The following is a 13,045-nucleotide window of genomic DNA, read 5'->3' on the forward strand; positions in this document are numbered from 1 at the left end:
AGTAATATGTATATCGATGTACCGCCTGTGGAAATAATTCTACGGCAGTTGCACTACTGTAAACCAATAAGTATGCAGCATGCGGGCAAATGAGACCAGGTCTGAGAAATTGGAAGGCTTGATGGTATAACTATTCACTCCCAATTCATAACATTTTGAAATATCCTTTGCTTCAGTAGAAGTAGTCAGGATAATAATGGGCAGCCACTTTAGATTTGCATGTTCCTTGATTTCACGTAATACTTCCCTACCGTCTTTACGGGGCATATTCAGGTCAAGTAAGATAATACTGGGGAAGGGGTATTTTTCTTCATCCACATATTTTCCCTGCCTGTTCAGGTAATACATTATTTCTTCTCCATTCTCAACAAAACGCAATTCAGTTTCAGTCCCACTCTCCTCAAAAGCCACTTTTATCAGCTCCCGATCGTCTGCGTCATCATCAGCAACCAGTATACATTTTCTGGTACGTTGCGCCTTCTTGATCATCCAGATTTTAAATTTGACGGCTAAAATTACTTAAATATTGTCGCATATTACCAGGAATGGATAGAATAAGGCCCATTATTGGGTAAAATTCCCCGGAATAGTACCTACCCCAATGTTCATTTGTATTCAACAGGAAACTGCTCCCCATGGAAAATTCCCCAAATAGTGCCTACCCCGATGTTCATTTGCATTCAACAGGAAACTGCTCCCCATAGAAAATTCCCCAAATAGTGCCTACCCCAATGTTCATTTGCATTCAACAGGAAACTGCCCCCATGGAAAATTCCCCAAATAGTGCCTACCATCCCGTTTAAACAGGATGGTAGGACTTGGTACTTTTTAAAGAGATTATGCTTGTGTAGTTTTTTGGGTGTTAACAAACAGCAATTTGATAAGGAAGCTTCACAAATGTACACCTGATCTCATTTGCAGCCTGATCGGATCGGGAAAAGAAAATACGCAATCGGGAAAAAATACGCATTACTTTGTGTGCAATCTATCAATCCTACCAGAAAAATGCGCATTACTTCGTATGCAATCTATCCTCGATCATACCCGAAAAAGGCACAGGCCCCATATGAATAATCGGTGCTACAGCTGTTGCAGCCCCCATCCTCCCGGACCCAGCCAGGTAACTCAATGCCGCAGCTATACAGGTTTCATTTGCATCACCGAAGTCATGCGTCACATCATCACTGGCAGCTATATCCGGCGTCATACCCTGAAAATAATCACCATCTCCATTTGCATTCTGCATATAAAAGTTTGACATATAAACCGTGTAAGCGTCAATTTTAACACCAAAAAAACCAACAGGTTTTCCATAGGTTTGACTACCTACAAGCTTTACAGTCAGGTAAGGTTTTAAGCTGTTGATCACCAGTTCACTTGCAGAAGCAGTATTGCCACTTACGATGAACACAACCTGCTTCACACCGTTCAAACTCCCTGCCTTACTGAACTTATAAGTATTACCGCTTACTGAATAATCAAGGTCTGCATAGGTCGCCGTATGACCATTATATTGAACAGTATTACCATTTGCATCCAGGTAAACCTGTTGTTTTAAGATGGGTGCTTTACCATCCTGGAGCAGTTGGTTGAAATACTCTGTATACATTGTCTTGCCATTCAGGGTAGAGGGTGCAATGAGGTTCACCAGTTCTTCGGCCGTTGTCGTATAGCCCCCGCCATTATATCGCAGGTCGATGATGAGCGAAGTCACACCAGATGCCACAAATTTGCTAAATGCACTTTCCAACGGCGTCTGCGAACTGGACAATACGGAAAAACGGCTATAGGCAAGATAGCCTACCTTTTGAGATCCAGCGGTCAGAACAGTATCTTTCATGACCGGATTGGTTGAATAATTTGATTTAGTCAGGTTCACTTTACCTGTAGTACCATTGTTGTCCACAATAGTCATGGATATTGAATTGCTATTAAGTGCAGCTTCAATAAAGGAAGTATTGGAAGTGGATACAGCAGTGCCATTGATCTGTGTCACCTTAAACCCTCTCTGCAGGCCAGCCTGCGCTGCAGGAGAATTGGGATTCACATAGCGGATGCGGATATCAGAACTGGCACTGAGGCTAAGGCCGAAATCATCTCCTTTGTCTGCAAGAGAAACCGTACCAAGACGGCCACCTGTCAGGGAACCGTCGTCGATAAAGGAATATTTTGGCGTACCGGCATAACCAGAGTACTCATATGAGTAGCCGGTACTGGGATTAGTTTTTAATTGGGTAATGACGTACAGTTCCTTCTCGTAGTTCGTCAATACATTGCTGCCGGTAGCATACTGACGGGGATTGAAGGTAGTGTAGTCAGGCAAAGCATCGTACCAGAGGTAAATTTCCTTTGCATAAAGATAAATAGAGTCCAGTGTGAATTGCTCACGGGTGCCTTCTGTTGGGGATACGGGCGTTTCAGTATCAGTATCGTGGTCCTTGCGGCAGGCTACGAATACAGTGGCACAGGATAGGAGTGCAAAAAGAATGGTTTGTTTCACCAGTGTGGATTTTAATGGGAATTTACGGAATTTTTGTTTGTATAGCAGCACCAATACTCAAAATATAGCCTGTTTCCAGCCCGCCGCAGGCACTACCCAAAACACAAAAGCTTCTGCCATAGGCAGCCTGCTCCCCGCCCGCCGCAGGCACCACCCAAAACACAAAAGCTTCTGCCGTAGGCGGAAGCTTTTGTGCCATATCATAATTATCCAAAATTATTTCGTCGTTAAATCTGTACTCCCTTTATCAGAAATAAAATATTTAAACGTCCAATACCCAAAGTCATTCTGATGAATGGTCGCAGTCGGCGTTTCAGGAGCTCCCTTATAAATACTTATATACTGGAACTTCACATACCTGCCATCATTCAGCTTAAAAACAAATACAGTGTTTGCAGGAAAGTTAAAATACAACAAATCTCCCGTCTCTGCATTAAACACCGGTTGTGATACATCCATACCCAATGTATGAATCAACTCACTCTCCGCCGGCGCAGCCGTGATCTTATCAAAAGTCGTATCCTCATACCCCACTACCTTTACATCTGAAGCATTCATCGCAAATTTATCCACACCATCCCAGTAATTAGGTGCCGTACCACCCCAATTTGGCGCCATAGTCAATCCAGCCCCCTGGAAAGCAAGATCCCATGACGCTGTATTAATACTATCCTCCCCAGCACCCACCAATCCCATTTTCGCAAAACTAAACAGGTTATAATTCAACCTGGACGCTGTAGGCACTGGCAAACTATTGATCTCCACCACCCCATTCGCTTTGATAGTTACATATTCATTCACAATCGAATCTTTCTTTTCATCCACAGGTGTCACATCAGTGTCTTTATCATCCTTACAGGCGAAAATAGCCCCTGCCAGACACAGTGTTAAAAAAGCATACTTGAATTGCAGTTTCATTTCATTATTTGTTTTTAAAAAATACAGGAAAACGGCCTTCCGGCGGTACCTCACACCTTACAGCGCCTGGTACTGGAAGTTATAGTATGGATAGTTGGTAGCAGAGCTACTTGCATTTGGTGTGCTGTTGGAATAAATGCTGGTGATGCTCACCTTCCAGACAGCTTTACCAGTAATACGATCTTTCAGAATAATCGTACGTGGTTGATGGGCTGTAACAATATGCGTGGCGATATCATAATCGTACCAGCCAGTACCTGCACTGATCAACACACCATTTGAATAAATATTGTTAGTACCCAGTTTACCACCTGGAGCAGCAATCGTAGTTACACCTTTTGCACTGGAGAAAGCTGAATCCTGGTATGCCAGTATGTAAGTACTGGTATACGCATAAATATCACCGTTGGCACTACCGGTGAAACGCAGGTCAAAAAATACGCTGGTCGCTGAAGTAGAATCACCACCAACATTATTTGTCAGACTGAAATAATAAGTGCTCGCAACATTTGCCCATTGTGTACTGTCAGCCGGTGCAGTTACAGTACCCTGTGCAAAGTTGGTAACCGTGTATACTGACCCTGATCTGGATACAATACCTTTTGTTTTGCTGGCATATGGGCCTGCTACTGACAGGTTAATGGAGCCACCATCTGGTACAGTTACAGCCAGTCCACCACCTACGGTGAGACCGCTGTTAGGTGTAGCTACGTCATCTTTTTGGCAGGAAGAAAATAAAGCAATAGTTCCCGCTACCAGCAGGGCAGCGCTAAAACGAAGTGTTTTCATTAGATTTGTAGTTTAAGAATTCTCAATAGTATGGCATCTTGTGCGGGACAGCATTCTCCCGGGCGCTTTCGGACCGTCACATCCAGCGTCTGTGGTTAACGCAGCCTGCATAAGGCCATACTTCTTTTTCCAATTAGTGGTTATTCCCGGTCACCGGCCGTTTCCTGTATGTTATTTTTCTATTTTGTCTTCAAATCCAAATCCCCCGCTGTCTCCTGCACATAATACCTGAAATTGAACCAGGGCGCCAGGTTCTTCGTATTCTCATCCTTATAATCAGGTGCTGTCGCCGGGTTATCCTTATACAAATTCACCAGCTCCACCTTTACATACCTGTTATCTTTCAATAAAAAGATCAAAGACCTATCCTTATAAGGTACCAATGAATGATCGCTGAACTGGTAATACCCCCAGCTATCTATCACATCATTGATATCAAAAGAAATAGGTACACTATTCCTGATCATAGAATCAGCCGGTGCCGCCGTCAGTTCATCAAAAGCTGTTCTCACTACCCTGATCTTACCCAATCCATTCTTTCCATCTGCCGTAGTTGCATCTGCATTCACCTGTGAATTATAAATACTGTTGAACATAATATGCCAGGTAGCTGCACCATCTACTGCTGCCGCACTGTCTACCGCCTTGTGTGTATCAAAATTAAAATACCATGCACGATGACCTTCTGATGCAGAATGCCCTACATCCGGTGCCGGGTAATTCACCACATACACCACATTGTATTTTTCATCCAGGTAAATATGTTCATCCAGTTTCTTTACACGGCTGGGTACCCAGTTGGTGCCTTCTAAATAGGTTGCTTCAGGTGTGGTAGTATCATCATCCTTGCTGCAGGCGCAGAGCAATAACAGCGTCAGTGCCAGTAAACTATTGGTTAAATGTCTTATCGCCATCTTTGTTAATCGTGTATTTAAAAATGATGTAAGGTGCCGTTATAAGATTAGTTAAAAGTCTTATCCCCATCCTTATTTATCGTGTATTTAAAAGTGATATAAGGTGCCGCAGTATGAATGTCCGGGTTAACCGGGCTATCTTTATAGAAACTATAAATCACCAGTTTTGCATAATTCCCCTTCGCAGTTTTAACAATGATCGTACGTGGCAGATTATACACCACATGCGCCTTTTCACTATTCCCAGGATACATCTGCCCATAAAAATCATAAAAGGCATACCCATCCGTACTCCCATTGAAATGATCTAAGGTGAGATAACCATTTATCAACAGCTGTTCATCTGTAACAGGTACAGTAGTCACTTTATTAAAAGCTGCTTCCATTAAACTTTGTGCAATAGGCACCGCAGCAGGGCGCTGGTTTTCATAATCAAAATACTGCTTATCCACAGCACTGTCTACCACGAGGTAAATGCCACCTTTACCAGGCCCCCCTTTACCGGGATTGTAAGTAGCAGTACCATTATTCGCCCATATACTGCTGTTGTAAATGCTGGCAAATGCAATGTCCCATTTGTCAGTAGCAGCATAAGCATCGGGTATCACACGGCCATCTTCCAGGCTATAATACACCGTTTTGAAAGAGGCGCTGCCACCGGCTCTGGCCACCGTATCACCCAGTAAGTTGTTCACAGTATAGGTACCGCTGGTGGTTACAGTAACAGCAGGTAAATCAGGCAAAGAAGGGTTGTCTTTTTTATCGTTATCCGAACAGGATGCGAATAAAAAAACGGTCAACAAAATAAAAGATATACGCATTTGAATCAAGGTGTTTTCAGGTTATGACTACCATCCTGCTGTACAAAATAACGGAAGGTAAAATAAGGTGCCGGCCAGAAAAGGTCTGTCACAGCCGGTGGATTTCCCTGGTATACATTGATCAGTTCCAGCTTACCATATTTCCCATCTGCCGTACGGATGATGAAAGTGCGATTCTTGATAGGCACTGCCAGATGCGTATTCAATGAATAGAAATACCACCCGGTGTTATAAGGTTGTGGATAACCATCCCATCCCGCAAACCGCAGATTTTCCGTTTCGAATGCCTCCTCCTCAGGCGCCGTCGTCACCTTGCTATAAGCAGAATCCACAGCAATGATCAATCCTTTACCAGCACCACCTTTCCCTGGTCCCTCTCCACTACCGTTATTCACATATACAAGCGCATTATAGATATCTGTAAATGCCAGATCCCAGTTACTACTCTGCTTAAATGCGTCGCTACTATCCCATGATTGCAGTTTGGCAGACAGCTTGAAATAAAAGCTCCTGAACGGACGTTTCTCCTTTCCTTCCACCCCATCAGCCACAGAAGCCTCTGTATCGCCAGCCAGGTCATAGATGACAGTGCTCACACCATCTTCATAATTTAGTTTGGTTACATTGTTGTCGTCTTTCTTACAGGCCATAGTCAGCAGTAGGATGGCTGCCAACCATTGCCATTGGGCACGCTTGTACATATTGGTTATTGTTTAAACAGTCGCCATTTCAACCCGGCCATCAGAATACGACCGGGCTGTCCTGGCATCAACATATCCGTATAATTCATCAGGTTGTCTGCTGTAATTTGAACAGCCAGATGACCTTTGCAGAGTTTCTTTTCGATAGAAGCATACACCAGGCAATAGGCATCTATAAACGTATCGTATGTGTCCAGAAACCGGTTATTGTTTGCATCATCGTAGCCAGACCTGCTCTTATAGTTAGCTCGGAATGTAGCACTGATACCCCAGGGAGCATATTCGTAAAACACGCGCAGGTTCAGCATATGCCGGGAGCGGTTTTCAAGACCAATGTAATCACTCACTTTCGAAGCCCTGGTCTCTCCCGTATTGTTATTACGTATCTTATTGTATGGATAGGCACCAGCCCTGATAGAATCCATGATCCCTCTATCTTTGGCATATAGTAACTGGTAACCAAAAGACATATCCAGTCCTTTCAGTACATGCGTACTAACGCCGGCTTCTATGCCCCCTGTAAAAGATCTGTCCAGGTTGATATAGGAATAAACAGGTTGAAAATTAGTGCGGGTGGCAATCTGTACAGTGTTAATAAAGTTGTGCAGCTGGTTGTAAAAGCCATTTACATCAATACGGATATTTTGAACAGGCGCATAGCTGACTCCAACATTGTATGAAACAGCCATCTCAGGTTTCAGTGCTGCACTGATATCTTTTGCCACAGGTCTTACCTCGCTGATCAACCCGGCTGCCTGCATGGCCGCGAGCTGCGTAGCTACTTCTTCTACACCGAGTACAGTATATCCTGCCTGCGGGTTGGTAAACACCTGGTATCTTTTCTGAAAATCAGGTGTCTTATAACCCGTTCCAACAGCAGCGGTCAACAATATTTTTTTCGACAGACTATATTTCAACCCTGCGCTGGGATTGAGTCTGCCACCATAAAAATCAGCATGATCATAGCGAAAGCCTAAGCGGGTACTGAATTGTTTGTTCACTTTCCAGTCACCTTGCAGATAAGCATACTCACTTTTTAAATCATTGCCATCCATCACCTCGAGATTACCACCTACGCCGCCGGCAAATGATAACTGATTCGAAACAACATATTGTACCTGCTCTTCAAAGCGATGGTAGTATTGTGTAAAATCATTTGTGTTCAGCTGTGTAGACTTACCAGTGCTTACATCCTGTGTGGTACTATACCTCGTTAAATAATACTGGGTCTTCAGTTGCCAGCCTTTATTGAGATTGGCCTGCCACACCATCGCTCCATTCACATCGCTCTCATGCAGTACGTCCCGGGTGGTATTTATCACCTGGCTACTGCTATATACAGACTCATTGATAGAATTGCGGAGCGCCCAGCGACCGGCAATGTTCAATGAATTTTTTGCATTCAGTTTGTAGCGAAGCCTGCCCTGCAGGCTATAACTATCGTAAGGTGGTGCAGTCGCACCCTTGCTTAGAAAAGAATTTACATTGTACCCGTCGGTGTGATAAAAATTACCTGACAGGTTGAGAGTACCATTGTAATCAGCGATAGTAGCATTATCAGCGGCAACTATTTTACCAGTTCTACTTTTAGCCGCAAAAGGTGTTTCACCTTCCAATGTAAAATCCTGCGTATTCTGCGAACCATATCTTACAATGGCTTGCCCCTGTGCCGCATCAATATGCTGACGGGTAATAATATTCACCACCCCTCCCAGCGCTTCACTCCCAAATAAACTGGAACTGGCGCCTTTTACGATTTCTATTCTTTCAATATCAGAAACAGTGATTCTTGATAAATCGAAATTACCGGCATTTCTACCTATCATAGGTTGACCATCAATCAATATCAGAATATAATCAGCACTAAACCCCTGTAGTTGCATACCAATAGCCCTTGAGCCCGCGGAGATATCATTGACAATAGCAATGCCCGTCTGTTCACGCATGACTTCATCAAGACGACGGCTCCCCATCATATCCAATGTCTTTCGGTTAATCACAGTTACAGGCATAGCAGCACGGCTGGTGAGTGTTTCCAGGTGCACAGCTTTTACTTCCACACCTTTTAAAGTACGGGAAGAATCTGATTGGCTAAAGGCACACAAACTGCTACAACACAATATGATAAGTGTGTATAAATCTTTGCTGGTACGCATGAAAATTGAAGGGTACAATAATATATTTTGGTTCGGGGCGGAGTAGTGTAAAAGTAGGAAGCGGATATGACAGGGAAGTGACGAAAAGGGAAAACAATTTACGCAATCGGGAAAATAAGGAGTGCTTATCAAAATTCGAATGCTCCGGCGTTTTGCGAATGCAAAACGCCGGAGCATTCACTCCGCGGATTTTCTGAGGCTTGCGAAGCAAACCTCAAAAAATTCACCTATTCTTTAATCAACGCATATTCCACCACCGGATACCCTCTCTCTCCACCATCATTAATCCCCATACTCACAAACTTCAACTTATAATAATTCCCCGCGGGGTCCCTCACAACATAATAATACTGCTTATAAATCCCACTACTGGTAGACCTCCAGCTACTCCCAATCGCATCTCTCTTAGCAGAAAAAGTCAGCGAAGCAGTATCCGCTTTCGTAAAACTTGCATACCCCACCACGGTAGAATCCACCTTCGCTGCCGCCACACCACCATGTTGATTAATCACCACAAAATCAGAGAAGAAATAAGGAATAGTAGCCGTATAATATGCCGCATAAGACCATGCAAAATCCCACTCAGCTTTCTTAGGTTCTACACTCACAACAGCATTTGTAGCAAATGAGAAGAACACAAAGTTGTAACTGGAATTCTTAGTGATCGTAACAGAATTAACAGTAGTAGCACTCAGCAAAGCATACTGTAAAGTATAACCGGTAGTGCCATTACGTGTCACCTTCACCTTATACCAGGTAGCTGGATCAGTAGTACCATCTTCCGGCTTCACCAGGTATACATAGTTCGCATCATCAGTAGCCGATACTTCCGCAATCACAGTACCACTCAATTCACCATATACATCATCAATCATGCTAAGTGTACCCTGCCCCTGACCAATCGCCATGCTCACACCGCTGGCATCGTCAGTAGTCACAGCAGTAATGTCAGTCTTGGTAGTCACCTTCGCACTCATAGCGCTAAAGCCATTCAGAATCACCCTGTAATCACTACCACTATAGAAACCCAGCGACCAGCTGAGACGTTTTACAGCAGTCGCTGAATCAGTGCTCATATCCACATACACCGTGTTAGGAGCACCGGTACCACCGCCACCATCTAAAGTTAATTCGGATCCATCAGAAGGAGCAATCACCACAGTGCCGTCATCATCTTTACTACATGCACTAAATAAACCAGTAGTAGCAACCGCGAGCACGAGTAAAAGTCTGCTTAATTTCATAGAGTTTTTGATTTTTGAATTGTATTTTATGAGCAATCGAATTATTTTCTGTTCCATGTGAAGTTCACCCCAAAGAAGTAACTCCTTCCATACCACATCGGCAACTGCGTTCCCGCGCTATGCGCCATCCCACTATTCAGTGTACTATTATTAATATTCGTCACATCGAATATATTCCTCACCCCGGCATTGATATTAACCATCTTTGTCAACGATTGCATCACCGTAAAATCCGCCATATTATATGCCGCTGACTTTACCTGGTGTAAATAAGTCGTACCATCTGTAGCCGTCGCCGACTCATACGTAGGTCTCACCCCATTATATTTATAAGAGAGATTCAACGTAGTTCCTATCTTCCTCAGGTTATAAGTAACATTCCCATTCATCTCCGGCGTCCACGTAAAAGTTGGCGTAGGATCTGTTGCCTTGTACGTATCATCGTCAGAGAATTTATTGTACCGGCCTATATAAGAACCCCCTACACTCACATCCAGGTTCTTCCATGTCAGCTTACCCATCAATGTACCTCCTGTCGTCTTGAACTTACTGATATTCACATAAGTCATCGTATCACTATTCGCCACATACGCATAGTCAATCATATTATCAAAGTCATTATAAAACCCTGTCGCCGTTACATTCAGCTTCACCTTCCCTGACTGAATCGCCTGCCAGCTCAGTGAACCTGTAAAACTGTTAGAATATTCTGCCTTCAGGTCCGTATTCCCTTTAATAGCATGACTCGCATCAAAGAAGTTGAAATATAGCTCCCGCAAAGCCGGTGCCCTGAAACCCCGTGCATATGACAATCGGAGATCCAATGTTTTAGACAATCCAAATTTTACATTCAAAGAAGGGATCACCGGTGGCGCGTCATAAATAGAATTCTTACTTAAGCGAATACCCGGGCGGATATTGATACCCTGAACCGGCTTTAACTCTGCTGATGCAAAAAAGGAATAGTTAGAAATGCTGGGCGTACCTTCTATACGCTGTCCTGACGAGGCGTCGCGACTATACTCAACACCCGGCTGAAAAGACAGGTGAGAACTGACAGTATACTGTGCCGTACTTCTAAAAAACACAGCATTGTATTTAGTCACATCCTGGGCGCCGGATGCGGTAGACAACGTCTCCGTTCCATTCGTAAAGTCTTTGATAGTAGTACGGGTATGTCTGTTATAATCCTGGTAAGACAAAGCCCCATTGATACCCAGGTTATCATTCACCTGCCACATAGCTTGTGCCTGGTGTGTATATCTTTTAGTCAGATAATGTGCATCTGTAGCCTTCCCATTATCATAGTTAATATCTCCTTTTGCAGCCAGGTCTTCATCGAGATAATCAAGACGATACCAGGCTTTAATATTTTTTCTGTCAATACCTACCGTACCATAAGTCATGAGCTGGTCTTTGGGATGCCATGCCTTGGCTCTGCCAGTCAGCGTATCACTCCATCCGCCAAAGTTATTGCGTGTAATACCACCACCTGCAAAGTAACCATGATCGCTCCAGCGCAGGCCCAGCGACGCATTGTGCTGACCTTCGCCATCCAGTGCTGCATATTCATTGCCTACAGTTTCTTCCTGTACACTTGCATTCACAGACAACTGCTTATCTCCATTGTACTTTTTGGTAATGATATTGATCACACCTGCCAGTGCATCTGTGCCATATACTACCGACATCGGTCCTTCTACAATCTCAATGCGTTCAATACTATGCACATCTATCTGGGCAAGGCTCTGACGGGTACTGCCACGATCTACCAATGGTACACCATCCAGTAAGATCTTCACTTCAGCACCGGACATTCCCATGAGTTCCACATCGGTTTCACCCAGGGTGTTGTCATTAGAAAAACGAATACCCAGCTGATTATCCAGCACACCTAATATATTGGTAGCACCCCGCATTTGAATATAATCTGCGGTAATAGTCCTGACCTGGTATACAGAATGTTTTAATGACTGTGGAGTGTACTGGCCTGTTACCACAACATCATTTAACTGGACAGAATCCATTCCCTTCCGGGTTTGTGCCCGGCTTTCGTACGAACATGCGAATAGCAAGGCTAATAGTAGAATTACCCTAAACTTCATAAGTATTTTTTGATTGCAACCGAGATACCTTCTCCTGTCTGCATGCGGCGAAAACACAGGCAGGTAAGGGACAAAGGGCATTAGTCCATGATACCGGAAAACATTAAAATATTGTGCAAGCTGTTGCGGAGAACACAGTCACACAATACAGAACACTGGCGGAGTAAAATTGTGAAGCAAAGATCTTAAAGAATCCTTGCTTCGTATAATCTGATCAGGAAAATGATTTACGCAATAAGGAAACTTTAACGTATCAATTCATATACCTGCTGTAACAACAATGCTTCATCGATAGCATCTCTGAGATCATTAAATTCATCTCTTGTAAATGTGAAGCTGATTTCTTTGCAGGGCGCATGAATAATCACTCTTTCTTCTCCATCAGGAAATACCATACAACAGTCTACAAAATCTTGTCTATTCATCGTTTCGCGAAAAAACTGAAAATCCTGGGGAGAGAAATTGAGTAACAAATTATTATGCCAGATAAAAACCGTCTGACAGTGCATACAATGGCTGATTTGCGCCGTATTCTTTATACATAAAGTCCTGATGTCACACATATAATATCTTGTTTAAAAAATAGGGTTTCGTGGGATATTAATAGGAACAAAAGTAAGCGGGAATAAGAAGGCGGATGGATCGATTCGGGAAAAGGATTTACCATATTGGGAAAAAGTCATTTTGAGCTATCCCCATTAAATTTTCACGCCCCCACAATTTAAAAAGCTCCTGCCTTTGGCAGGAGCTTTTTAAATTGTTATAATTTCGCTACTAACTCTCTCCACTCCTCCAACTCCCTCTCCCCCGGCTTCCTCTTCCCAAAAAACTGCACAATCATCTCCCCCTCTCCATCAAACACCTCCACCGATTCTCCGAAGCAATTTCCGGCAGCGA

The 13,045-nt window shown here is 43.6% G+C and carries 12 protein-coding genes; all 12 read right to left on the reverse strand.

The genetic code is table 11. The annotated features are described in order from the left end of the window. Window positions 1–39: 39 nt before the first annotated feature. The gene (locus ABDW16_RS13455; protein WP_343670384.1) at window positions 40–489 is read right to left on the reverse strand and encodes a response regulator; all 450 of its coding nucleotides are present in this window, start codon (window positions 487–489) and stop codon (window positions 40–42) included. Window positions 490–1,012: 523 nt separating this feature from the next. After that, window positions 1,013–2,500, reverse strand: coding sequence for a S41 family peptidase (locus tag ABDW16_RS13460; protein ID WP_343670385.1), 1,488 nt, complete (start codon window positions 2,498–2,500; stop codon window positions 1,013–1,015). A gap of 22 nt (window positions 2,501–2,522) precedes the next feature. Next, the gene (locus ABDW16_RS13465) at window positions 2,523–2,699 is read right to left on the reverse strand and encodes a hypothetical protein (protein ID WP_343670386.1); all 177 of its coding nucleotides are present in this window, start codon (window positions 2,697–2,699) and stop codon (window positions 2,523–2,525) included. 17 nt (window positions 2,700–2,716) lie between these two features. After that, complete coding sequence (locus ABDW16_RS13470) at window positions 2,717–3,418, reverse strand: hypothetical protein (protein WP_343670387.1); 702 nt, start codon at window positions 3,416–3,418, stop codon at window positions 2,717–2,719. 57 nt (window positions 3,419–3,475) lie between these two features. Further along, window positions 3,476–4,207, reverse strand: coding sequence for a hypothetical protein (locus tag ABDW16_RS13475; RefSeq protein ID WP_343670389.1), 732 nt, complete (start codon window positions 4,205–4,207; stop codon window positions 3,476–3,478). Window positions 4,208–4,386: 179 nt separating this feature from the next. Then, complete coding sequence (locus tag ABDW16_RS13480; protein WP_343670390.1) at window positions 4,387–5,121, reverse strand: hypothetical protein; 735 nt, start codon at window positions 5,119–5,121, stop codon at window positions 4,387–4,389. 47 nt (window positions 5,122–5,168) lie between these two features. Further along, complete coding sequence (locus ABDW16_RS13485) at window positions 5,169–5,942, reverse strand: HmuY family protein (RefSeq protein WP_343670391.1); 774 nt, start codon at window positions 5,940–5,942, stop codon at window positions 5,169–5,171. Window positions 5,943–5,947: 5 nt separating this feature from the next. Further along, window positions 5,948–6,643, reverse strand: coding sequence for an HmuY family protein (locus ABDW16_RS13490; RefSeq protein WP_343670392.1), 696 nt, complete (start codon window positions 6,641–6,643; stop codon window positions 5,948–5,950). Window positions 6,644–6,648: 5 nt separating this feature from the next. Beyond that, the gene (locus ABDW16_RS13495) at window positions 6,649–8,799 is read right to left on the reverse strand and encodes a TonB-dependent receptor (protein ID WP_343670393.1); all 2,151 of its coding nucleotides are present in this window, start codon (window positions 8,797–8,799) and stop codon (window positions 6,649–6,651) included. Between the two features lie 227 nt (window positions 8,800–9,026). Further along, window positions 9,027–10,043, reverse strand: coding sequence for an HmuY family protein (locus tag ABDW16_RS13500; protein WP_343670395.1), 1,017 nt, complete (start codon window positions 10,041–10,043; stop codon window positions 9,027–9,029). Window positions 10,044–10,084: 41 nt separating this feature from the next. Beyond that, window positions 10,085–12,070 carry a TonB-dependent receptor gene (locus ABDW16_RS13505; protein WP_343670396.1) on the reverse strand — a complete coding sequence of 662 codons (1,986 nt, stop codon included), beginning with the start codon at window positions 12,068–12,070 and terminating at the stop codon, window positions 10,085–10,087. 323 nt (window positions 12,071–12,393) lie between these two features. Further along, complete coding sequence (locus tag ABDW16_RS13510) at window positions 12,394–12,711, reverse strand: DUF6686 family protein (protein ID WP_343670397.1); 318 nt, start codon at window positions 12,709–12,711, stop codon at window positions 12,394–12,396. Window positions 12,712–13,045: the final 334 nt, after the last annotated feature.

The organism is Chitinophaga sp. (assembly GCF_039596135.1).
In the GTDB taxonomy this organism is placed as follows: Bacteria; Bacteroidota; Bacteroidia; order Chitinophagales; family Chitinophagaceae; genus Chitinophaga.

Coding starts and splice junctions, on each gene's coding strand:
- ABDW16_RS13475 (WP_343670389.1), bottom strand. CDS start 4,207: ATGAAAACACTTCGTTTTAGCGCTGCCCTGCTGGTAGCGGGAACTATT.
- ABDW16_RS13465 (WP_343670386.1), bottom strand. CDS start 2,699: ATGGCACAAAAGCTTCCGCCTACGGCAGAAGCTTTTGTGTTTTGGGTG.
- ABDW16_RS13490 (WP_343670392.1), bottom strand. CDS start 6,643: ATGTACAAGCGTGCCCAATGGCAATGGTTGGCAGCCATCCTACTGCTG.
- ABDW16_RS13455 (WP_343670384.1), bottom strand. CDS start 489: ATGATCAAGAAGGCGCAACGTACCAGAAAATGTATACTGGTTGCTGAT.
- ABDW16_RS13470 (WP_343670387.1), bottom strand. CDS start 3,418: ATGAAACTGCAATTCAAGTATGCTTTTTTAACACTGTGTCTGGCAGGG.
- ABDW16_RS13480 (WP_343670390.1), bottom strand. CDS start 5,121: ATGGCGATAAGACATTTAACCAATAGTTTACTGGCACTGACGCTGTTA.
- ABDW16_RS13495 (WP_343670393.1), bottom strand. CDS start 8,799: ATGCGTACCAGCAAAGATTTATACACACTTATCATATTGTGTTGTAGC.
- ABDW16_RS13485 (WP_343670391.1), bottom strand. CDS start 5,942: ATGCGTATATCTTTTATTTTGTTGACCGTTTTTTTATTCGCATCCTGT.
- ABDW16_RS13500 (WP_343670395.1), bottom strand. CDS start 10,043: ATGAAATTAAGCAGACTTTTACTCGTGCTCGCGGTTGCTACTACTGGT.
- ABDW16_RS13505 (WP_343670396.1), bottom strand. CDS start 12,070: ATGGATTCTGTCCAGTTAAATGATGTTGTGGTAACAGGCCAGTACACT.
- ABDW16_RS13510 (WP_343670397.1), bottom strand. CDS start 12,711: ATGTGTGACATCAGGACTTTATGTATAAAGAATACGGCGCAAATCAGC.